The sequence below is a fragment of the Westiellopsis prolifica IICB1 genome (assembly GCF_004323185.1).
In the GTDB taxonomy this organism is placed as follows: Bacteria; Cyanobacteriota; Cyanobacteriia; order Cyanobacteriales; family Nostocaceae; genus Pelatocladus; species Pelatocladus prolificus_A.
Genome location: NZ_NAPS01000001.1, coordinates 2,533,203 through 2,558,153, shown reverse-complemented (window position 1 = coordinate 2,558,153; position 24,951 = coordinate 2,533,203). Strand labels below are relative to the sequence as shown.

Genomic DNA, 24,951 nt, shown 5'->3' with positions numbered 1-24,951 from the left:
AAAAAATTAAAAATTCCTGCATTCAACACTAAGAAGATTTTTGAATTTTGACTGGTTACGCCACTAACGACTAACTATTTACTATGACACAAGAACCTGTAATTTCTATTCAACACCTCAATCATTATTATGGTAAAGGTGGGCTGAAAAGACAAATTTTATTTGACATTAATCTAGAAATTAATTCAGGTGAAATTGTATTGATGACTGGTCCATCAGGGTCAGGTAAAACGACATTACTAAGCTTAATTGGTGGTTTGCGTTCGGTACAAGAAGGAAGCTTGAAGTTTTTAGGTAGAGAATTATATCGAGCTAGCCAAACAAAATTAGTTAGTATCCGGCGCAGTATTGGTTATATTTTTCAAGCCCATAATTTATTAGAATTCTTAACCGCCAGACAAAACGTACAAATGGCGGTAGAATTGAACAAAAATATATCTCAAAAAGAAGCGATCGCGAAAGCAGAAAGTATACTCAGAGCAGTTGGTTTAGGACAAAGAATTAACTACTATCCAGATAGTTTATCTGGAGGACAAAAACAAAGAATCGCGATCGCTCGTGCTTTGGTCAACAATCCAGCATTAGTCTTAGCAGACGAACCCACAGCAGCCTTAGACAAACAATCAGGACGCGATGTTGTGGAATTAATGCAGCGTCTTGCTAAAGAACAAGGAACATCTATTTTATTAGTGACTCACGATAACCGGATTTTAGACATAGCTGATCGCATCGTCGAAATGGAAGATGGTATTTTAGTGCGTCAATCTAAAGGTGGAGTTGTAAAAGGTAAAGTTTATTAATTATTTGTCATTTGTCATTTGTAAGAGTTTGGCGCGTTTTTACTGACTAATAGATTTCTTGCACGAATGCAAAACTTGCCCTCATCCCCAACTCTTTTCCCAATTTTGACTAGAAGGGGAGCCACGGGAACTACCCTCACCCTCTAGCAAGCTTAGAAGAGGGATTTAGGGTATGGAGCGAGTAAAGATTCATGCAAGAGGTTTAATGACAAATGACAAATAACTAATAACCCATGACCAATAACCAATGACCAATGACAAATGACCAGAATTTAGTTTTTTGAAATATTTGTCTGGCGGCTAGTGCGGAAAGTTACATTCACGCCTTCATTGGATTGTTCTAGAACCAATAAAGGTGTGGGTTTAGCCTTCTGATCCCAATGCATGTAAGCAACTCGACTTTGAATAGTAGGTTGCCAATTATCTTCATCATCTGCGGGATCAAGATAAGTTTCAATACAGTCGATAATCTGGCTAATTGTGGCTGAAGTTGCTTGTGTTGGTAACTTCATGAGGCGAATTTGAATACGAAATAGCACTCGCTTAGTAATATTTGATGAAGCACTAGTTTCATACTCAACATCAAAAATTTCATCTACTTGGCGTCCTGTACTGCTAGCAATTCCCACTACTCCTTGTTGGGCTTGATTGGGTCGTAGTGCTTGAGAAATTTTATCTTTGACTTTGATTTTGATTTGATTGAGAATCGCAAAATGAAAAACCTCTTCTGACATTCGCATTCGCAGATAGTCTAGATTAAATTCCCGTGAGTTAATCAAATCAGGATTAGTTTCCATTTTGCGAATCGTATCCAAAGCAAGTTTAAACTTTTTGTCTAGTTCTCGCGTACGGAATTTTTCAAACTTGAGCTTTTTGTATAGCTGATTAATTTTCATTTTGCTATAGATAATTAAAGCAATCACAACTAAGGCTAACCCTCCACAAGTAGCCACTAATAATGGTGCTGTTTGCGAATCACTAATGGGGGTTGGTTGAGATACCTTTTGAGTTTTTGTCCCAGAGGATTGGACAATAAACATAGAATTTGACATAGTAAGCAAACATCAATACTTAACTCTTGATGTATAGGATGCCCAAATTCTTGATGTCATTTTGCCGTATTGATGGTATTTTTTAGTGATCGGGGATCGGGGATCGGGGATTGGAAATCGGGGATAAGGGATTGAGCATTGATTATTCTCCCTTGTCCCCCTTCCCTTGTCCCCCGTGTCCCCCGTGTCCCCCGTGTCCCCTATCCCCTATCCCCTATCCCCTATGTCCAGACTCCTACCCTTATCTCAAATTTCATCAGGCGATCGCTTCAGTAATATTCGTCTAATTGCTACAGATATGGATGGGACTTTGACTGCGAGGGGTAAGTTTACAAGTCAACTGTTGCAAGCTTTTGAGGATTTAGCAAATGCTGGAATAAAGGTGCTAATTGTTACTGGTCGTAGTGCCGGATGGGTAAGTGGAGTGGCTGCTTATTTACCTGTTCTTGGGGCCATAGCCGAAAATGGTGGTTTGTTCTATCCCGGCGACAGCGAAAAGCCCATAGTCTTGACGCCTATTGCTGATTTAGTTAACCATCGTCAGCAATTAGCTGCGGCTTTTGAAAAATTACAAACCGAATTTCCCCATCTGCAAGAATCCTCAGATAATCGTTTCCGTATTACTGACTGGACTTTTAGTGTTGCTGGATTAAGTACAGACGAAATCCAAACCTTAAACCATCTTTGTCAGCAAATGAATTGGGGATTTACTTACAGCAGTGTCCAGTGTCATATCAAACCCTGGGGACAAGATAAAGCAGTTGGGTTATTACAAGTGTTGCAGAGATACTTTCCCCAGTACGCACCCCAAGAAATTGTGACTGTTGGTGATAGTCCCAATGATGAAAGTTTATTTGATGACCGTTGTTTTCCTGTTTCTGTGGGTGTCGCCAATGTTTTAGAGTACGCACAACAGTTACAGTATCAGCCTGTTTATGTCACCACTGCTGCGGAAGGCCAAGGATTTTGTGAATTTACACGATATTTGATTTCGCCTTAACTGTTAATTTGCACCTAGCCCTAAATTAAAATTTGGGCTGAAAGCTGAAGTTGGTTTTTAACCCATTTTAATGGGTTTAAGCTTTGAGCCGAAAATTTATTTTACGGCTAATTGCAACTGGTGCAAGATGTAAGTTATCAACTTTAAATTCAAGGTTTGTAGTCAGGACTTTAGTCCTCAAATATTCAAGCACTAAAGTGCTTACTACAAACTTATCGAAACTAAATTAGCAGACTAGTAGTTAAATTTTAATTAAATATTTTTACTTTCAATTAAATAGTTTCTTGTATGGTCAGTATGTATGTCAACAATTGATAATACTGTCAAACTTCAAGTTAGGAGCAAAACTTAGCATTGAATATAACAGCTATTAGCTGAGTGCCTATTTACTTCACGCCAGCAAAAAAACAAACATGAGCCTTTCCATTACTGATTACAACTTCATTGAAGTTGTCTATGAAGACAATTTTACTTTGGTTTATCGTGCTTTGAGAGAATCCGATCAAACTTTGGTGATAATTAAAACACTCAAAAGTGATTACCCAACTATAGAAGAGCTTGCTCGATTAAGACACGAATATAAAATACTCCAATCTTTGGAGATAGAAGGAATTGTGAAACCCTTAGCTTTAGAAAGCTATCACAATGGTCTGGTATTGATTTTTTCAGACTTTGAGGGTGAGTCTCTAAAAAAAATTATTCACAAACAAAATCTGAATTTAAGTGATTTTTTACAAATTGGTATTCAGTTATCTTCTATCCTATCTCAGTTACATCAAAATAATATTATTCATAAAAATATCAAAACTCATAATATTCTAATCAACTCGAAAACAGGTCAAATCAAACTCATAGACTTTAGTATTTCATCATGTCTATCGCGAGAAAATTTCACAGTTAGTAATCCCAGTTTCCTTGTTCGCGAGGCACTTGCTGAAGGAGTAAATACTCTTGCTTATATGTCACCAGAACAAACTGGTAGGATGAACCGTTCAATTGATTATCGAAGTGACTTCTATTCTTTAGGAGTTACCTTTTATAAAATGTTAACGGGACAGTTGCCTTTTCAAGTTACTGATCCTTTAGAACTCGTTCATTGTCATATTGCCAAAATTCCAATTTCGCCTCACGAACTCAATCCAAATATTCCCCAGGCAGTTTCGGAAATAGTCATGAAATTGTTAGCTAAAACTGCTGAGGAAAGATATCAAAATGCTTTGGGAATAAAAGCTGATTTAGAAGAATGTCTGCGACAATTACAAACAACTGGCAAAATTGAAAATTTCACAATCGGTCAGCTTGATTTATACAGCCAATTTTTGATTCCGCAAAAACTTTATGGTCGTGAAATCGAAGTCAATAAGTTGATGAATGCCTTTGAACGAGTCAGTTTAGGGGCAAGCGAAATAATATTAGTAAGTGGCTATTCAGGAATTGGCAAATCTTCCTTAGTTAATGAAGTCCATAAACCCATAGTACGACAACGGGGTTATTTCATTTCTGGTAAATTTGACCAATTTAAACGCAATATTCCTTATGCTTCCTTGATTGAAGCCTTTCAAGATTTGATGCGGCAGTTATTAACAGAAAGTGCGGAAAAAATTTCTAATTGGAAGACAAATATTTTAAAAGCTATTGGTACAAATGGTCAAATTATTATTGATGTTATTCCTGAAGTCGAACAGATTATTAATCATCAGCCAGTAGTTCCGCAATTAGGTCTAACTGAATCACAAAATCGATTTAATCGGGTGTTTAAACAATTTATTCATGTATTTTGTCAACCGGAACATCCATTAGTACTGTTTTTGGATGACTTACAGTGGACAGATTCAGCTTCTCTGAAGTTAATTAAACTGTTGATAAGTGATCCAGAAAGCAAATATTTATTAATAATTGGAGCTTATCGAGATAACGAAGTTAATCCGATGCACCCACTAATATTGACATTAGACGAAATCAGAAAAGCTGGTGCAGTTATCAATAATATTGTCCTTCTACCTTTGGAATTTGCTCATGTTAACCAATTAATTAGTGATACCCTCCGCACTGAACAAAAAAAATCACAGCCGCTAGCTGAGTTAGTCTTTAATAAAACTCAGGGAAATCCTTTTTTCTTGACTCAACTGCTGAAATCTCTTTACCAAGAAAACCTGTTGTCATTTAATTTTACTGAAAAGACTTGGCAGTGGGATATTGAAGTTATCCAAGATATTGATATCACTGATAATGTTGTTGAGTTGATGATCACTCAGATTCAAAAGCTATCACCAATCACACAAAATATCTTAAAATTAGCTGCTTGTATTGGAGATAAATTTACTTTAGATGTTCTGAGTATTGTTAATCAGAAATCGTTTTCAGAAACAGCAAAATATTTATGGGAAGCTTTGCAAACAGGTCTAGTTTTACCCTTAGATGAATCTTACAAAATACCTCTAGTTATCAATCATCTGCAAAATGAAGAATTGACAGTTTACTATAAATTTCTACACGACAGAGTACAGCAAGCTTCTTATTCTCTAATTCCCGATTTCCAAAAGAAAGAAACTCATCTGCGAATCGGTCAACTGCTGCTGCAAAACACTACGCTTGAAGAACGAACAGAAAATATTTTTGCGTTGGTTAATCAACTCAATTATGGAATTGAGTTACTGACATCAGAGTCGAAAAAAAATGAATTGGCTGAACTTAATCTGATCGCAGGTAAAAAAGCGAAAGCAGCGATGGCGTATGAATCTGCTATTCGTTATCTTAAAAAAGGTTTGGAATTATTAGCAAATTCTAGCTGGCAAAATCAATATGAGTTAACACTAGCGCTGTATGATTCAGCAGTTGAAACAGCGTATCTTAATGGCGACTTTGATCAGATGGAGAAATGGACAAATGTTGTTCTACAACATGCAAAAACTCCTATCGATAAAATGAAAGTCTATGAGGTCCAAATTCAAGCTTGTATGGCGCAAGTCAAACAGCTAGAAGCGATTAAGATTGGATTACAAGCGTTAGAACTATTAGGGGTAAATTTGCCAGAATCGCCTAGTTCTCTAGAGATTCAGCAAACCCTCAGCCAAACAGCAACAAATTTGGCTGGTAAAAATATAGAAGACTTGATTAATCTCCCATTAATGACAGATATAGATAATCTCGCAGCCATACGGATGCTAACAAGTATGGGTTCTTCTACTTATCAATCTGCACCTACATTGTTTCCGTTAGTTATATGTGAACAGGTAAATTTATCTATTCAAAACGGAAATTCGCCCTTCTCGGCTTATGGTTATGTTTGTTATGGTGTGATTTTAAACGGTATAGTTCAGGATATTGAATCGGCTTATAAATTTGGTCAATTGGCTTTAGATTTAGTAGAACGCTTCAATGCTTTAGAACTTAAAACAAGTGTATTTTTTGTTGCGGGAGCATGTACGATTCATGGCAAGGTTCATGCTAGAGAAACTTTGCCACTTTTACAGGATGGTTATGCGAGTGGGTTAGAAAACGGACATTTTGAATATGGTGGTTATGCTGCTATGCAAAAATGTCAATATTCATATTATATTGGTCAGGAACTACCCAGACTTGAACAAGAAATAGCAACAACCAGTACTAACCTTGCTCAACTCAAGCAAGAAAACGCTTTGAGCTGGAATCAAATCTTTCAACAGTCAGTTATTAATTTGCTGGAACCTTGTGAAAATTGCTGCTGTTTACTAGGTGAAATATACAACGAGGAGAAAGCATTACCGCTTCTTGAGAAAGCTAATGATAGAACTGGACTTCACTACTTTTATTTAAATAAACTTATACTTTGTTATTTATTTGGAGAGTATGAGCGAGGATCGGAAAATGCAGTGCAAGCCGAGCAGTATTTAGATGGAGTCAAAGCATTTCTGGCTGTGCCAGTTTTTCATTTCTACGATTCTTTAGCACAAATAGCGATATATTCATCAGCTTCAGAGTCACAACAAAAATATCTTTTAAATAGAGTTATTAGTAATCAGGAACAAATGCGAAAATGGGCAGATCATGCTCCGATGAATTTTCAGCATAAATATAATTTAGTAGAAGCGGAGAAAGCGCGGATATTAAAGCAGTATTGGCAAGCAATGGACTTTTATGATCGATCCATTGTTGGTGCTAAGGAGCAAGGATACATCCAAGAAGAAGCCTTAGCAAATGAACTTGCAGCCAAGTTTTATTTTGAAAGTGGTAGAGAAAAGGTAGCTCAAACTTATCTAACTGATGCTTATTATGGATATATTCATTGGGGAGCAACAGCAAAAGTTAGAGATTTAGAAGCAAAATATCCTCAAATTCTTTCACGGATATCGGAGCGAAAAACTCAAGGTTTAGAGACGACAACTCAGGATATCGCTGGAGATTTTGATTTAGCCGCAGTCACGAAAGCCTCACAAGCTCTTTCTGGCGAAATTGTGTTAGACAAATTGCTGTCTAAATTAATGCACATTTTGATGGAAAATGCTGGTGCAGAAACTGGATTTTTAATTTTAGAAAAAGCCGAAAATTTATTGATAGAGGCTTCGGGAAAATTTAGTGAAGATGAAATAATTGTCCAGCAATCTATACCTGTAGATTCTGAGCATATTTTACCAATATCTGTGATTAATTATGTTTATCGAACTCAAAAATATGTCGTATTAAATGATGCGGCTATTGAGGGAATTTTTACAAACGATAGTTATTTTATCAATCACAAACCCAAATCTGTATTGTGTATGCCAATTGTTAATCAAGGTAAACTAATTGGTATTTTGTACTTAGAAAATAAGTTGATTGCTGGAGCATTTACACCAGAAAGATTAAAAATTTTACAACTTTTATCTTCTCAAGCAGCAATCTCAATTGAAAATGCACGTCTTTATAATGATTTAGAAGAATATAATCGGACTCTGGAAGCAAAAGTAGAAAAGCGAACACTACAGTTACAAGCCAAAAACTTACAACTACAACAAGAAATTAGCGATCGCCAACGAGCAGAAGAAACCGCAGACTCAGCAAATCGCGCCAAAAGCGAATTTCTCGCTAATATGAGTCATGAACTTCGTACCCCACTAAACGGTATTTTAGGTTACGCCCAAATTTTCCAGAAAAGTAAAAATTTAACAGAACAACAAAAAACAGGTGTAAAGATTATTTATCAATGTGGTGAACACTTACTCACATTAATTAACGATATTTTAGACGTCTCCAAAATTGAAGCTCGGAAAATGGAACTTTACCCCAAAGAACTGCATTTGGCGGAATTTTTGGAGAGTATAGTCCAAATGTGTGGTATTCATGCTCAGGAAAAAGGAATTAATTTAATTTACAAAGCATTAACCCCATTACCAATCATCGTTCTAGCTGATGAAAAACGGTTACGTCAAATTTTGATTAATTTACTTAGCAATGCCATCAAGTTTACACAAAAAGGTAGTATAACTTTCACAGTAGATGTCATTAGTCAAGAGTCAGAGGATTTGAAACCAATAACAAATGACAATTGTAGAGACGCGGTTAATCGCGTCTCCACTAATCACAAAATTCGATTTCAAATCCAAGATACAGGAGTTGGCATTGCACCGGAGAAATTAGAAGATATATTTCTGCCATTCAAGCAAGTGGGTGAGGACAGTCGTAAGATAGAAGGAACAGGATTAGGATTGGCAATTAGCCGTCAACTAGTAAAGATGATGGGCGGTGAACTGAAGGTCAAGAGTACTATAGGTAAAGGGAGTATTTTTTGGTTAGATTTAGATTTACCAGAGGCTAGTCAACTAACTCATGTTCAGAACGTCGATGAACGCAATATTATTAGCTTTGTTGGTTCTAAACGCAAAATTTTAGTTGTTGATGATAAATGGTCAAATCGTTCTCTTTTGGTGAATTTATTACAACCTTTGGGGTTTGAACTTCAAGAAGCAACAAATGGCTTAGATGCTTTGCACAAAGCACAAGAATTTCAGCCAGATGTGATTTTTATGGACTTGGTGATGAGCGTTATGGACGGGTTTGAAGCTACTCGTCGCTTGAGAAGTTTACCAGAACTGAAGGGAGTAGTAATAATTGCTGTCTCGGCTAGCGTTTTTGAGTTTGATCAACAACAGAGTCGAGGAGTTGGTTGTGATGATTTTCTTGCTAAACCAATCCAAGTAGCAGAACTTTTAGAAAAATTACGGGTTTACTTGGGGTTGGAATGGGTTTATGAAGAGGTAAGCAACTGGGAATCCCAAGAATATATTAATCCAAAACCTCAAAACCAAAATTTAAATTTAATTGCTCCACCAGCAGAAGAAGTTGCTATTTTGCTAGATTTAGCAATGAGGGGAGATATTAGAGCCATTACTCAAAAAGTCTCTGAATTAGAAAAATTGGATGAAAAATTAATTCCTTTTACTAGCCATTTGCGTCAACTTGCCAAAAATTTTAAAGGGAAAAAAATTCTAGAATTTCTCAAAAGATTTTAATAAAAAGAGGATTTATGAAAACTAATTTAAATCAAAAGGGTGTGATCTTAATTGTGGATGACACTCCCACTAACCTCGAAATGCTATTTGATTTTTTAGGAGATTCTGGATTTACAGTTTTAGTTGCAGAAGATGGGGAAAGTGCGATCGCAACAGCAGAATATGCTCCACCCGACCTAATATTATTAGATATACTCATGCCCGGAATCGATGGTTTTGAAACATGCCGTCATTTGAAAGCGAATAAACTCACAAAAGATATTCCCATCATTTTTATGACTGCGCTTTCCGACACCGTCGATAAAGTCAAAGGCTTAAATCTGGGTGCAGTTGATTACATCACCAAACCGCTTCAGCACGAAGAAGTTTTAGCACGGATTGAGCTACATCTGAAGTTGCAGAACTTGACAAAAGCACTCCAAGAACAAAATCGACATCTGGAAGCAGAGATTTCTGATCGCAAACAAGCAGAAGAAAAAATCCGCGAACAAGCTGCTTTACTTGACATCGCCACAGATGCAATTCTCTTGCGAGACTGGAACAACACCATTTGTTTTTGGAATCAAGGCGCTGAACATTTGTATGGATGGAAAGCTCAAGAAGCGATCGGCAAAAATGCAAATCAGCTTTTATATAAACCAGAAACTGTTTCTCAACTTCAAAATGTCCGTAAGAGTTTAGCTGAATCTGGTGCATGGCAAGGGGAATTGCATCAGATTACTAAAGAAGGAAAAGCAATTATTGTAGCTAGTCGTTGGACTTTGATGCGTGATCAAAATGGGCAACCAAAATCAATTTTGACAGTTAACACCGACATAACAGAGAAAAAACTCCTCGAAAGTCAGTTTTTGCGCGCCCAACGGCTAGAAAGCGTGGGTACACTGGCTGGCGGTATTGCCCACGACCTAAATAATATCCTGACTCCAATTTTAACAGCAGCCCAACTGCTGCAACTCAAACAACCAAACATCGATGACCGTAGTCAGCAGATGTTTAAGACCATAGAATCAAATGCCAAACGTGGCGCGGCTTTGGTCAAGCAAGTCTTGAATTTTACCCGTGGTGTGGAAGGTAAGCGGACAATTGTCCAAATTGGTCACTTGTGTGCGGAGATTAAGCAGATAGTCGAAGAAACATTTCCCAAATCAATTGAATTTTCTACAAATATCCCACCAAATCTTTGGGCTGTAATTGGAGACCCCACCAATCTGCATCAAGTGATCATGAATCTAATAGTCAACGCCCGCGATGCTATGCCCAACGGCGGGACTTTGAGTATTTCTGCGGAAAATATATTCATTGATCAACAATATGCCCGCATGAATATTGATGCTTGCGTTGGCCCCTACATAGCCATTACCGTTACCGATACAGGTATTGGGATGCAAGCAGAAATATTAGATAGAATGTTTGAGCCATTTTTCACAACAAAAGAAATTGGCAAAGGTACAGGCTTGGGTCTTTCCACCGTCAGAGGTATTATTAAAGGCCTTGGCGGTTTTGTGAACGTATTCAGCACAGTAGGCAAAGGAACTAAATTTAAAATCTTCCTCCCAGCAGTTGAAGCAACAGCAACACCGCTATCAGAAGACTTAGACCTGCTCAAAGGTAACGGAGAATTAATTTTAGTTGTAGATGACGAAGCCAAAATTCTCGAAACTACCAAAATCTCCTTAGAAACCTACAACTACAAAGTGATGACAGCTAAAGATGGCATTGAAGCGATCGCACTTTATGCCCAGTATCAAGATCAAATCACCGCTGTCTTAATAGATATGATGATGCCATCAATGGACGGTATAACAGCATCTCGCACTTTGCAAAAAATTGATCCCTTAGTCAAAATTATTGCTATCAGTGGTTTAGCAGCTAATGATAAATTGATAAAAAATCCCGCAGTCAAAGCATTTATTGCTAAACCATACACCACCAAAGAACTGTTGCAAACTTTACACAGTGTTTTGGATCAAGAAGGAATGAATGTAGAGAGTGAAAATAAATGGAGACATGCGGTGAGATGAGGGAGCATTCCGAATGTTCAAATCCGCCTGCGATTGAAATCGCAGTTACCCCACCCCGGTTTTGTCTAACGCCATTTCACGTTAATCGCGATACACATAAATAATGTAGAGACGCGATATATCGCGTCTCTACAGGGTCTGTATTTGTATCAGGTTTTTTGTGAAATGGTATAAGATGAGAAAGTTGGGAGTAAGAGATTCACCGACGAAAAATCAAAGTCAACTTTTTAACTAACAACCACGGGATAAAAATCGGTGAAATTACTATCACCAACAAAATTCGTACCCAACTTAAGCAACGTATCCAGATGGAAACGGAAGTACGCTGGTGTTGCAGGTTGCTGAGATTTTCTTGGATTTTTACTGTCCAGGAATGATTCACCCCCAGTAAGCGTTCGCACATCACCAAGGCTTCTTTTAACAGAGGTTCGGCTTTGGCATATTGCCCTTGGGAACGGTAGAGTGATGCTAAATTGTTCAAGCTTGTAGCCACATCGGGATTATCGCCCTCATACATGTGCTTTCTCATCGTGAGGGCTTCTTGAAAAAGCAGTTCGGCTTCGGTGTATCGCCCTTGGCTATTGTAGAGTGAAGCTAAATTGTTCAAGCTTTGGGCGACGTCGGGATGGTCGCTTGTGTACAGGCGCTTTCTCATGGCTAGGGCGGCGATGTAAAGGGGTTCGGCTTCGGTGTGCCGCCCTTGACTGTTGTAGAGTAAAGCTAAATTGTTCAAGCTTTGGGCTAAATCAGAATTGTCATTTTGATATAGACGCTTTCTGATCGCTAAGGCTTCGATGTAGAGAGGTTCGGCTTCGGTGTAACGTCCTTGATTTTTGTAAAGACTCGCTAAACTGTTCAAGCTTTGTGCTATGTCCGGGTGGTCGTCTTGATACAGGCGCTTTCTCATCGCTAAGGCTTCGATATAGAGAGGTTCAGCTTCGGTGTATCGCCCTTGAATTTTGTAAAGACTCGCTAAACTGTTCAAGCTTTGTGCTAGGTCGATATGGTCAGCTTCATAGAGGCGGTTTCTCATCACTAGGGCTTCGATGTAAAGAGGTTCGGCTTCGGTGTAGCGCTTTTGACTTTTGTAAAGTCTTGCTAATCCGTTTAAGCTTTGTGCTAAATCGGGCTGATCGCCTTCATAGAGGCGCTTTCTCATTGCTAGAGCTTGGGTGTAGAAGGGTTCGGCTTCGGTATATATTCTTTGGGAACGGTAGAATTCTGCTAAACCGTTCAAGCTTGTAGCCAAGTCGGGATGGTCGCCTGCAAACAAAGCTTGGCAAACTTGCAGAGATTGCTCATACCAAAATTCTGCTAATTTATATAATCCTTGTCCTTGATAAAATCTTCCCACCCCTACAAATATCCAGGCGACTTCATCTACACAATTTGCAGCCAGAGAATTTGTCTGTTGCTGCGTGGTTTCGCTGATCTCTGCAATTAAACGCTTTCCCAAGTCTTCGAGATGGGGAATGATGTCTCGAAAGAATTTGATATCTTTAAGAGTAAGGGAATCAGGGATAGTTTTGGCAAGAGCGATCGCACCATTGGCAAATATTTTTTCTAGGACAGACTTAATCTCGCCAGACTCGGCTAATTTTTCCTGGAAAAATAACCGCAATAAAGAATGAATCTGATAATATTTGTCTGTGTGTTCTAGCTGTTGTAGTAGATTGCGATCGCAAAGTTGTTTTTTGGCTACATTGAGTTCATCTTTTGACCAAATTAGCTTTGCTTGTTCTGTATGTCCTGTCGCTATCCAAACCACTAAATCCCAAACAATCAGTTGAGGAGAAAATAAACTCAACAATTTTCCCAGTTGTTGCGCTAAGGGGTCGAGTTCTGACCAAATTAAAGCAAAAGCAGCTTTAACTCCCCGTTGTGATGCACTAAGATTTTCTTCTTGATGGAGAGTTGCGTCTGCTGATTTCTGGTTTTGCAACCGTTCAAGCATGATATTTAGAGATAGTTCCGGGTTTTTCGCTAAATAGCTCCCGACTAACTTTATCCCCAAAGGCAAAAATCTCAGAGCTTTGCATATTCCAAATGCAGTTTCTAGTTCATTGTCAATTCGTTTGTCTGTTTCTCCTAAAAACTTTTGTAAAAGTTCTAATGCTTTTCCTGGCTCTTGTTGTGGTGAGAGAACATTTAAGGAAATCTCTTGGATAAAACTGGGGTCTAAATATCGTAACCTAGTAGTCACCAGGACTCGAAAACGCACATCGGTGGGGACGATTTCGCGGAGATTGGTGAGGTCAGTAATATCGTCAAAAATAATTAAGATTGGTGAAGAAGATTCAGGATATTTAGACCAACACCAAGCGACTTGTTCATTAAGACTTAAGAGTTTTTTTCCTTGTTTTTGGGGAATTTCCAAACCAAACTGTAACCGAAACAATTGCAAAATTTCGGCGGTGAGATTGGTTTGGCTGGCGTCAAACCAAGCTATCCCCCCATAGACATTTTCATATTGTCTGGCGTATTGGGTGACTAATTCGGTTTTACCCACCCCTTCCATCCCCACTATTGCAACATAATTTCCCTGGCGTAACTCTTGATGCACAGTAGCCAGTTCCTGTTCTCGCCCCACAAAATGAACACAACTGGGATAGGGGATAAATTTTGTGGGGAATAACCGCTTTTGTCCCGGATGAATCTGAGTGTCAATACTAACTTGCTCACCAGGAACCGTAAAATCGCCAGTTGTCTCAGCGAACTTGCGAAAGTCTTCAGGCATGGATAGAATTCACTGCAAATAAAGTAAAAATGACTGATTTTGGATGTTTTCTATTGCTGCACCTGGTATCTTAACGATACCAATTTTTGGTGATTATTGTTGCAGGTCGGGGAATGGGGGATCGGGGATTGGGGAGCGGGGTGTGGGGGAGTGGGGGGAGTGGGGGGACATAGTCCCATGAAGGTTCTTGTTTGAAGAGGGAAAGGTCTTGTTTGAAGCGGGAAAGTTCTTGGAGCGAGCATCCCGATTTTTTCAATATACTGCTAAGGGTTTAAACCCTTAGCTAATAGCATAAGTCGCCTGAAGACGACTCAAGCAAATCAAGTAGTCTGCTTTAAGCAGACTTGAACTATGAGACTGCGATTTCAATCGCAGGCGGTTTTTTGAACATTTGGGATGATCCCGCTGCGTAAGCTGGTTCAACAAAATCGGAAGATACTATATTTGCGCTTTTAAATTATCTTAATATGGTTTTTGGGGAAGTCACAGGAGTTCTGCGAACATTTCAAGCTCTGCCGCAGTTGCAACAAGTCCTTGTTGCGTCAGGGTATCAAGGTACTCTTCAACACTGTAAGGTGGGTTTGCAAGTCGTGCGCGTATCGTGCGGATTGCACCGCAAAAAACGCCCGGAGCAAGGTTTAGATGACCCACCAGAAACTCGTCGGGATGTTGCGCTTCTATCCCAAATGGCTCCAGGGAAGTTACGGGAAAGTCTTGTAGATTTTGCGTTACGATGACATCACACTTGCCCACAATCGCTGCCGCCAGAACATGCCTATCATCAGGGTCTGGCAGCGTCAGAGAAGGGATAAGGGGTTCATAGCCCGTCACCACGCAATCGCGAGTTGCTCGATCCATCATATCGCGTGTGCGCTCAAGGACAGCTCTGTCCCTGTGGGGTTCGTTACGAAGCAATGCTTCAATCCACTCTCGATGAATATCGGCTGTCCATTTTGCTCTGAAGAGATCCGTCACTGCAAGTTGTAACAGCACATCCCGCATTGGCGCCGGATACAAAGTATTGGCATCAAGAAGGGCGCAATAATGGCTCATCCGCAAGTATAACCCATGTCCTGTTCCTGGGCTTCGCGGGTCAGCTGATCCAGAATTGCCATGCGCTCCTCATCAATTGCCATCTTGTAAGCCATAACATCTTCCATCTTGATGCGGCGATGCTTTCCAACTCTCCGATACGGAATTGTTCCTTCACTGAGCAGTTTGATAAGGAAGGGACGGGATACATTCAGCAATTCAGCCGCTTGTACCGTTGTCAACTCAGCATTTTCAGGAATGATAGTCACGCCGCGACCAGCGGCCATCGCTTCCAGAATGTCTACCAGCAATGCGACTGCACCAACGGGCAGCTCAATCGGTTTATCCTGTTCGGCATCTTTAACACGCAACGTCAATGGTTGTTTTTGCCGCGCATAACGGGAAAGCAGTTGTCCCGACGCACGTGCAACTGCGGCATCTTGTGCCGAAGGTGGGAGATATCTGTGGGCTAATATACTCATGAGAATCTCTCCTTTCTTTACCTTCATAACGTAACATTAGGAAATTACAAATGCAATAAATGAAATATATGAAATAACCACACTAACTTTGGTAGCGATTTATGTTCCCAAATTTAGACAAGCGATCGCATTTAAATCCTGTAGAGACGCGATATATCGCGTCTGGTACAACCCCAAAATTATGACGAAAAATCCTATCCCTTGCAGTATTGGGTGTCTTGGTGTCTTGGTGGTTCAAAAGTCAATTTTTTAACCACCAAGGCACTGAGGCACGAAGTTAAAATGCGGGACAAGCGGCTGTTGGTTTAGAACTGCGTTGAGCAGTGTTAGTAGTTGTGGGATCATAAGCTGTCAGCACTACTTCGCCTTTGCTGTTAAATATCCATCCTTGAGCAGGGATAATCGGTTTATTTGTATTAGTTAGGATTAGTGGTTCGTTGGTTGTTGCGGCTTGGGAATTACTGCTACTAGCGACAGGTTCTACTAAATCGACACGAGTCTCATTATTGCTAAAGCCATCACTTGGGCTGGATGGTAAACCACCTCGTCCAGTAACGGTAAATGAGCTACCACTACCTTTTTGACAGGGATTTTGGGCGATTTGCTGTGTAGGATCTGTGGGATTTTGTGGTAACTCAGGTAAAACTTGACCAACTTCTTGTGTATTGAGAGTAAATAGCCCTACTGATCCTGTGGCAACGATATCACTTTGTGGTGTAAGCCGCTCTCGGAATTCAGTGCCAAATATATTTTCTGCCTGAATAATCACATTTCCCCCAAACGATACTTCAGCACTAGCAGCAATATCGCTATTTTCTAGGGCAACTAGATTACCCGTTGTAATAGCTATATTTCCACCTGTGCCTATACCTATATCAGCAGCGGTAATATTGCTGTTACGACGCAAGATTAGGTCACGAGAGTTGAGGATAATATTACCTTGTCCTCCTCCTGCGCTGAAGGCATTGATAGATGCTTGATTATTCAACCGGATATCTTTAGCCGTTAAAACTAATATGTTACCTGCTTCGCCATTTCCAAAAGTGCTGGCACTTATTTGTGCGCCATTAGTAAGAAAAAGATTGTTTGCTCTGATCACGATATCACCAGCATCGCCCTGTGCTTGTCTGCCTACTGTGCTAAAAATCCCACTGCTAAATCCATCTTTAGCCACACCATCAAGGGAGATAGTACCACTAGCATTAATAAACACACTCCCAGTGTTTCCTTCTCCAAAGGTATTGGCACGAATTTCTCCGCCATCACTCAGAGAAAGGTTTTTGGTATTTATTTGGATACCACCAGCATTTCCCCGCGCTATTGAGCTTACTGTGCTAAATATTCCACTTGTAAATCCTTCGTTATCCTCACCAGAAACAGAAATATTACCCGTCGCATTAATGATGACTCTGCCAGCATTTCCTTTTTCAAAAGCGATGGCACTAATTTGTCCACCATTAGTCAGAGAAAGGTCTTTGGTATTTATTTGGATACCACCAGCATTTCTTAGTCCAAAGTTGCTGGCATCAATTAGTCCACCATTTGCGGAAATATTACCCGTCGCATTAATGATCACACTGCCAGCATTTCCGACTCCAAAGGTGCTGGCACTAATTCTTCCACCATTAGTCAGAGAAAGGTCTTGAGTATTTATTTGGATACCACCAGCATTTCCCCGCGCTATTGAGCTTACTGTGCTAAAAATTCCACTTGTGAATCCTTCGTTACTCTCACCAGAAACAGAAATATTGCCAGTCGCATTAATGATGACTCTGCCAGCATTTCCATCTCCAAGAGTACTGGCATTAATTAGTCCGCCATTAGTCAGAAAAAGGTCTTTAGTATTTATTCGGATACCACCGACATTTCCCTGTGCTGTTGAGTTTACAGTGCTAAATATTCCACTTGTAAATCCTTCGTTACTTTCACCAAAAGCGGAGATATTACCAGTTGCATTAATGAACACACTACCAGCATCTCCTGTTCCAAGGTTGCTGGCACTAATTCTTCCACCATTAGTTAGAGAAAGGTCTTGAGTATTTATTTGAATACCACCAGCATTTCCCCGCGCTCTTGAGTTTACTTGGCTAAAAATTCCACTTGTGAATCCTTCGTTACTCTTACCGGAAACAGAAATATTGCTAGCCGCATTAATGATGACTCTGCCAGCATCTCCTGTTCCAAGGTTGCTGGCACTAATTCTTCCACCATTAGTCAGAGAAAGGTCTTGAGTATTTATTTGAATACCACCAGCATTTCCCCGCGCTATTGAGCTTACTGTGCTAAAAATTCCACTTGTGAATCCTTCGTTACTCTCACCAGAAACAGAAATATTACCCGTCGCATTGATGAGTACACTGCCAGCATTTCCATCTCCAAGAGTACTGGCATTAATTAGTCCGCCATTAGTCAGAAAAAGGTCTTTAGTATTTATTCGGATACCACCAGTATTTCCCTGTGCTGTTGAGCTTACTGTGCTAAATATTCCACTTGTAAATCCTTCGTTATCCTCACCAGAAGCAGAAATATTGCCAGTCGCATTAATAATGACTCTGCCAGCATTTCCTGTTCCAAAGTTGCTAGCACTAATTTGTCCACCATCAGTCAAAGAAAGATTCCTTGTCGTGATATTTATATCACCACCAATCCCAGTTGTGTCAGGAAACACAATATTTTGCACCCGTGCATTGGAAATGGTGATATCTGAGAGCAAACTATTAGTAGGAAAATTCAGCTTAAAGCTATTACCAGTAATATCCAATCCTACTGTCCCTGCTGTTGCTAATCCCCCTAATTCAATACTCCCTCCTGATGCAGTCAATCTACTACCATCTGATAAATTAATATTGCCACCCACTAGCGCTAGGGAATTCCCTGGTTGTACTTGAAGTCCAACCAAATTATTGTTTGCATTGCGGAATAACGATTGATTGGCTATATTTCCTGGATTATCCCGAAACCGCAAACCAATCGGAACATTTACAGTTAACAGTGGTACTGCTTGTGGATTCGTCGCACTAAATTCAAAATTATTATTAAATATAAAACTATCGGCTGTACTACCAAAAAATGAACCACCACGCAAATCCAGACTTGCATTAGGCCCAAAAAAAATCCCTTTCGGGTTGAGTAAAAATAGATTTGCGTTCCCTAAAACACCAAGTCTTCCGAGAATATTAGAAGGATTACCACCTGTGACTCTGGTGAGAATATTGGCGATATTAGCCGGATTAGAAAAATAGGCTCCTCTACCTGCACCAATATTGAAATCTTGAAAACTGTGAAATAAATTTGAGCCGCGAGTTGCACCGCCGTCAATGCGATCGCTCGGTATACCATTAATTACATCTGGATTCACAACAGAACTTTCAGCACCCAAGCTACTATCTGGTGTGATTTGGGCTGTTGCAGTGGTGATAGATGCAAGGCTGGCTACAGTACATAAGGACAAGGTGGTGACAGGAGATAGGTAACGAAACAATTTCATCACTAGTGCCTTATAGAAATTGCGGGGAAGAAGACGGTAATCTTTAAAATCTTATACACATAAGATCCATATAAGATAATATGGCAATTTGATGTTCATTTGATGTTCAAAAAATCCCCCTGCGATTTAAATCGCAGTCTCATAGTTCAAGTCTGCTTTAAGCAGACTAGTTAATTTATTTGGCGCTGCTGAATTTGGTCATGAATGATGTTTGTGTACATATCTTGTAGAGACGCGAAATTTCGCGTCTCTACATCAGAAATTTCGCGTCTCTACATAAGCGTGAATCATAAATTCATATCTTGATTCAGCAACGCCATTTATTTGAGTCGTCTTCATAAGACTTGTGCTATTACTCCAAACTCTGCAATCCGATCGCAATCTTACTATGCTTCTCAATTTGACTCATCACTTGTTTGGCACGTTGAATTACCACCGCAGGTAAACCCGCCAATCTTCCCGCTTCAATACCGTAGGACTTATCTGCACCCCCCGGTTGAACCTGATGTAAAAAGATAATTTGGTCAGGTAACTCCTTCACCGTCACTTGATAATTCGCTACATTCGGTAAAATACTCGATAACTCATTCAACTCATGATAATGCGTCGCAAAAATCGTCCGTGCCTCAATCTCAGCGGCTAAATATTCAGCCACAGCCCAAGCAATCGAAAGCCCGTCAAAAGTCGCCGTCCCTCGCCCTATCTCATCTAACAACACAAGCGATCGCGACGTAGCATGATTAAGAATATTCGCAGTCTCATTCATCTCCACCATAAACGTAGATTGACCCGTCGCCAAATCATCCACCGCACCCACACGAGTAAAAATGCGATCGCACACACTCAACGTCGCATACCTAGCAGGCACAAAACTACCAATCTGTGCCATCAACTGAATCAAACCCACCTGTCTCAAATAACAACTCTTACCACTCGCATTCGGTCCCGTCAGAATAATCAAATCTGGACAAACCCTCTCCTCCTCCTTCTCTGCGTTCTCTGCGCCTCTGTGGTTCATTCCCCCCAAACTCGTCGAATTCGGCACAAAAAACCCCGCCGGCAAAGACTGTTCCACCACCGGATGACGCCCATCTACAACATAAATCTCTCGTCCCTCCACCATCTGAGGACGACAATAACCTTGATATACAGCCAACTCAGCCAAACCACACAACACATCCACCGCCGCTACAGCCCGCGAAAGATTCCGAATCACCTCCGCTTGCGCTGCGACTTCCTCCCGCAACGCCACGAAAATTTCATACTCCATCTGGTTCAAATCATCCCGCGCCGTCAAAATCCGCGCTTCCCGTTCCTTCAACTCCGGAGTAATGTAGCGTTCTTCATTCGTCAAAGTCTGCTTGCGTATATAATTTGACGGCACTTGGTCAGCCTTAGCACGGGAAATACTGATATAATAACCAAAAGTTTTATTAAATCCCACCTTCAACGTTGGAATCCCCGTCCTCGCCCGTTCATCAACTTCTAAATTTGCAATCCATTTTTGGTCTTCTTCCACCAAACCCCGTCTTTCATCCAACTGGGGATTAATTCCCTGACGAATCAATCCACCTTCTTTAATATGTATCGGTGGTGACTCCACAATATAACTACGAATTTTTTGCCCTAACTCCTCCAAACCAGGGGGAACTTTCTGCAAAGCTTTCAAAAACAGAGACGCAGCATCCATCACCAACAACGCTAACTCCGGCAACTTGGACACAGAATCAGCCAAAGCCATTAAATCTTTAGCATTGGCTGTACCAGAACCAGCCCTTCCCGTCAAACGTTCCAAATCGTAAATTTGCCGTAATAACTGTCGCAAATCTTGACGCAGAGGTGTATTGTCTACCAATTCTTGAATAGTATCTTGCCGCACCTGGATACCTTTGATATCAAGTAGCGGTTGTAACAGCCAGCGTCGTAAAGCCCGACTACCCATCGCCGTCGAAGTTCTATCCAAAGCCCAAAGTAAAGAACCGTGAAAACTACCATCGCGGACTGTTTGCGTAATTTCCAGGTTGCGCCGAGTTTGATAGTCTACAATTAAATAATCAGTAATTGTGTAAGTTCTCAGTGGTTGCAGGGGTACAGAACTTTCTTTTTGTGTATCTTCTAAATATTCTAAAAGACCACCCGCCGCCCGGACTGCGAGGGGGAGGTGTTCACAACCCAAACCTTCGAGCGATCGCACCTTAAATTTCTGCAATAATCTCGATCTAGCTTCTCCAGCTGAAAAAGGTAGTTGCGATCGCAGTGAATAACAAAACGCTGGTGGTAAACATTCCGGTAAATGCTCCGACTTCTCTCCCGGTCGTAATAAACTTCCCAAATCAGGTGCATTCGTAGGAACCAATACTTCCGCCGGCTGTAAACGCATTAACTCTTGAGTCAAATGTTCAGCAATGCTACCTTGGGTAGTTAAGAATTCTCCGGTAGAAATATCTGCATAAGCCAAACCCCAATGCTCTCTAGCAATTACCACAGCCGCCAGGTAATTATTGCGACCCGCTTTCAGCATCCCTTCCTCTAACAAAGTTCCAGGAGTGAGAATCCGCGTGACTTCGCGCCGCACCAATCTACCAACAGCTTCCGAAGCATCTTCGACTTGATCACAAATGACCACCGCATACCCTTTTTCTACCAACAGAGTCGCGTGGCGTTCCCAAGCGTGGTGCGGGACACCACTCATTGACACCCTTCCCACTTCTCCCACGGGTTTGCTGGTGAGATAAAGTTCTAATTCCTGTGCTAGAATCACCGCATCTTCAAAATAGCACTCAAAAAAATCTCCCACCCGATACAGCAAAACCGCATGGGGATACTTCTCTTTTGTCTCAACATAATGCTGAAACATTTGAGTCAGCTTACTGCGATCCACCAATCGATGGTCAGTAATAAATGTGTTCGCATTGTTGCCGGCGTTTGGCTGGGATGCAGAGTAAGAAGCGGTCATGGATGTTTAGGGATACACATTTTTGACATGCCAATAACCGATGATAGCGCGTCATCAGGGCTACCAAGGAATTGCTCAAGGTTTATTTATTTTTTCTTCATTTATAAACAAAATCACGACGTTGACCACAAACGTCACGACGTTGACCACAAACGTCACGACGTTGACCACAAACGTCACGACGTTGACCACAAACGTCACGACGTTAACCACAAACGTCACGACGTTGACCACAAACATCACGACGTTGACCACAAACATCACGACGTTGACCACAAACATCACGATGTTAATAAATAACGTCACGACGTTGGTCACAAACGTCACGATTTTCTCTATGGATCAAACGATTTTTGTGATTAACGTGAATTTGAAAAATGCGTAGATACGTAGAGACTTGTTGAAATGCGACGCTCATCAAAAATACATACACAGATACCCAGCTTCTTTAAGAAACTGGGTATTTTTCCCTTATTTAGTTTGTGTAAATTTTTTCACTGTTTGAGCGATCGCTTTAGCATCTTTACCATCAAAAGTTTGCTCATCACCATTATACCAAGTAATAAAACAGACAAATTGCCAAGACATCTGCACATAAAGATCGCAAAATCGAATTTGACGAGCGTAACTTAAATTTAATAAACCTCTTGTAGGTGTTTGACAAAGAATAATTTGTGGCATCATATTGAATAAGACCTTATTAATAGAGGTTGGGTAAGAGAGGCGTTGTCTACTTGGTCGTGGGAGCGCCTCTCTTATTTTTTATATTAATACGACTGGCTATTATTTGCAATATCTTTTTAAATATTATTTCATATTATTTTATATCTAAGATATCACCGTATATACTCTATATGTCGTATGAGGAGGATATGGAGTTCCTGAACTGACATCTTGCACCAGTTGCAGTCAGCACCCTCACCCTAAATCCCTCTCCCAAAATTGGGCTACCGTGTACACACAAATCCTCTGATCCCCCTAAATCCCCGCGCTGGCGCGCCGCTACGCTAGAAAAAAGGGGGACTTTGATTCTAGTTCCCCCCTTTTCAAGGGCCACTAGGCAACTTTATAAGACTTGTGTGTACACCGCAGCCCAAAATTGGGAGAGGGTAAGGGTGAGGGTTAATGGTTAAAAACCAACTTTAGCTTTCAGCCCAAATTTTAATTTTGGGCTAAGTGCAAGATACTAAAGACAAATGACTATCGTACAGACGCGATTTATCGCGTCTGTACCAATGACTTATTATTAATCTTTGATAACAAACAGTATCAAAATAGACTGTTTCCGAGTTAAATGTAACACTAACATGCTTGCAAAACTTTTGAGCGAATTCATTTGAAAACAGTTTAGATATGAAAATTAATCGGCGTAAATTTTTGGTCTATGGTTCCGCATCTTTTGGAGGAACTTTTTTCTTAAAGGCTTGTGCTAACAATTCATCTACAAATACCACAGAAAATTCAACCCCAGCCGCATCTGATGCAGCTTCTCCTGTCAGCGCCGCGAATAATGGAAACACGATTAAAGTAGGAATTTTGCATTCTCTGAGCGGCACAATGTCTATTAGCGAAAAAAGCGTTGTTGATGCTGAAAAATTAGCAATAAAAGAGATAAACGCTGCTGGCGGTGTTTTAGGTAAGCAAATTGAACCTATTGTTGAAGATGGTGCTTCTAACTGGGATACATTTAGAGAAAAAGCCACTAAACTAATTGATCAAGATAAAGTTGCTGTAGTTTTTGGTTGCTGGACTTCTGCTAGCCGTAAGAATGTTAAGCCCGTATTTGAAAGCAAAAACCATATGCTTTGGTATCCGGTGCAGTATGAAGGTCAAGAATGTTCTAATAGCATTTTCTACACTGGCGCTGCTCCCAATCAACAAATTGAACCTGCTGTAGATTGGCTACTCAAAAATAAAGGCAAAGAATTCTTTCTAGTAGGTTCCGACTACGTTTTTCCCCGGACAGCAAACACAATTATTAAAGCGCAATTACAAGCAAAAAACGGGAAAACAGTCGGTGAAGATTACCTACCACTCGGTAACACAGAAGTAACACCGATTATCACCAAAATTAAACAAACTTTGCCCAACGGAGGCGTAATTTTCAATACCCTAAATGGTGATAGCAACGTCGCCTTCTTCAAACAATTGCAAGGTGCGGGTTTAACACCAGATAAATATCCCACCATGTCCGTAAGTATTGCTGAAGAAGAAGTCAAAGCCATCGGTGTTGATTATCTCAAAGGACACTACGCCGCTTGGAATTATTTTATGACAGTTGATACTCCCGAAAACAAAAAATTTGTCGAAGCATTCAAAAAAGAATACGGTAGCGATCGCGTCACCAATGATCCGATGGAAGCAGCATATATCGGTGTTTATTTGTGGAAACAAGCAGTAGAAAAAGCCAATTCTACCGACATTGCCAAAGTCCGCACCGCAGCCTATGGTCAAACCCTGAATGCACCCGAAGGAAAAGTCACAATGGAACCCAACCATCATATATCTAAAATTGTGCGGATTGGTGAAGTCAGAGATGATGGTTTATTTAAAATTGTCTATGCGACCCCCGCACCAGTTGAACCAATTCCTTGGAATCAATTTGTCAAAGAAACCAAGGGATTTGCTTGTGATTGGTCAGACCCAAATAAAGGTGGTAAATACAAAGTTTAGCCGATGAATTTTTCCTTAGTAGTAGCGTGTCAAGGCTAAAATAGTGCATTAATAAACCGCAGAGGAAGCAGCGAAAAGTTTGAGCGGAGGTTTCCTCCGTTCGCGCAGCGTCCCGGAGGGAACTTCAAAGCTTTTCAAGAGAGAGAACACAGAGATAGAATCAGAGATTTATTGCAACATTTTAGTCTAGACACGCCAGTAGCCAGTAGGGTGCGTTATGGCTTCAGCCTAACGCACGATGTGA

Annotated in this window: 13 protein-coding genes; 5 read left to right on the top strand and 8 right to left on the bottom strand. The window is 40.4% G+C overall.

The features are described from left to right. Positions 1-83: 83 nt before the first annotated feature. Positions 84-800: a DevA family ABC transporter ATP-binding protein gene (locus B4U84_RS10695; protein ID WP_131117705.1), complete on the top strand. Its 717-nt coding sequence runs from the start codon at positions 84-86 to the stop codon at positions 798-800. 272 nt (positions 801-1,072) lie between these two features. On the opposite strand, the gene B4U84_RS10690 is transcribed toward B4U84_RS10695, so the two are convergent. Continuing rightward, positions 1,073-1,852 carry a hypothetical protein gene (locus tag B4U84_RS10690; RefSeq protein ID WP_026082159.1) on the bottom strand — a complete coding sequence of 260 codons (780 nt, stop codon included), beginning with the start codon at positions 1,850-1,852 and terminating at the stop codon, positions 1,073-1,075. Positions 1,853-2,075: 223 nt separating this feature from the next. On the opposite strand from B4U84_RS10690, the gene B4U84_RS10685 reads away from it, so the two are divergent. From B4U84_RS10685 to B4U84_RS10675, 3 genes are all read left to right on the top strand, one after another. Next, entirely contained in the window at positions 2,076-2,852 is a 777-nt protein-coding gene (locus B4U84_RS10685) for an HAD family hydrolase (protein WP_131117702.1), read from the top strand. 413 nt (positions 2,853-3,265) lie between these two features. Beyond that, positions 3,266-9,319 (top strand): hybrid sensor histidine kinase/response regulator, encoded by a 6,054-nt coding sequence (locus B4U84_RS10680; protein ID WP_131117700.1) that lies wholly within the window; start codon positions 3,266-3,268, stop codon positions 9,317-9,319. 14 nt (positions 9,320-9,333) lie between these two features. Continuing rightward, positions 9,334-11,340: an ATP-binding response regulator gene (locus B4U84_RS10675; RefSeq protein WP_131117697.1), complete on the top strand. Its 2,007-nt coding sequence runs from the start codon at positions 9,334-9,336 to the stop codon at positions 11,338-11,340. 199 nt (positions 11,341-11,539) lie between these two features. Here B4U84_RS10675 and B4U84_RS10670 read toward each other — a convergent pair whose 3' ends face one another. The 7 genes from B4U84_RS10670 to B4U84_RS10640 form a co-directional block, all read right to left on the bottom strand. Beyond that, positions 11,540-14,077 carry a tetratricopeptide repeat protein gene (locus tag B4U84_RS10670; protein WP_131117694.1) on the bottom strand — a complete coding sequence of 846 codons (2,538 nt, stop codon included), beginning with the start codon at positions 14,075-14,077 and terminating at the stop codon, positions 11,540-11,542. Positions 14,078-14,560: 483 nt separating this feature from the next. After that, positions 14,561-15,130, bottom strand: a complete 570-nt coding sequence (locus B4U84_RS10665; protein WP_131117691.1) for a PIN domain-containing protein — start codon at positions 15,128-15,130, stop codon at positions 14,561-14,563. Continuing rightward, the gene (locus B4U84_RS10660) at positions 15,127-15,591 is read right to left on the bottom strand and encodes a helix-turn-helix domain-containing protein (RefSeq protein ID WP_131117688.1); all 465 of its coding nucleotides are present in this window, start codon (positions 15,589-15,591) and stop codon (positions 15,127-15,129) included. Before B4U84_RS10660 ends, B4U84_RS10665 begins: the two co-directional genes overlap by 4 nt. A gap of 277 nt (positions 15,592-15,868) precedes the next feature. Next, a complete protein-coding gene (locus tag B4U84_RS10655; protein ID WP_131117685.1) occupies positions 15,869-19,078 on the bottom strand; it encodes a two-partner secretion domain-containing protein in 3,210 nt (1,069 codons plus the stop codon). Between the two features lie 352 nt (positions 19,079-19,430). Further along, a complete protein-coding gene (gene mutS, locus B4U84_RS10650) occupies positions 19,431-22,034 on the bottom strand; it encodes a DNA mismatch repair protein MutS (protein WP_017313362.1) in 2,604 nt (867 codons plus the stop codon). Between the two features lie 75 nt (positions 22,035-22,109). Next, on the bottom strand, positions 22,110-22,352 hold the full coding sequence (locus B4U84_RS31155; protein ID WP_207390919.1) for a hypothetical protein: 243 nt from the start codon (positions 22,350-22,352) through the stop codon (positions 22,110-22,112). A 153-nt stretch (positions 22,353-22,505) separates the two neighbouring features. After that, on the bottom strand, positions 22,506-22,715 hold the full coding sequence (locus B4U84_RS10640; protein WP_017313364.1) for a hypothetical protein: 210 nt from the start codon (positions 22,713-22,715) through the stop codon (positions 22,506-22,508). A gap of 672 nt (positions 22,716-23,387) precedes the next feature. Here B4U84_RS10640 and urtA point away from each other — a divergent pair. Continuing rightward, positions 23,388-24,707: an urea ABC transporter substrate-binding protein gene (gene urtA, locus B4U84_RS10630; protein ID WP_044452111.1), complete on the top strand. Its 1,320-nt coding sequence runs from the start codon at positions 23,388-23,390 to the stop codon at positions 24,705-24,707. Positions 24,708-24,951: the final 244 nt, after the last annotated feature.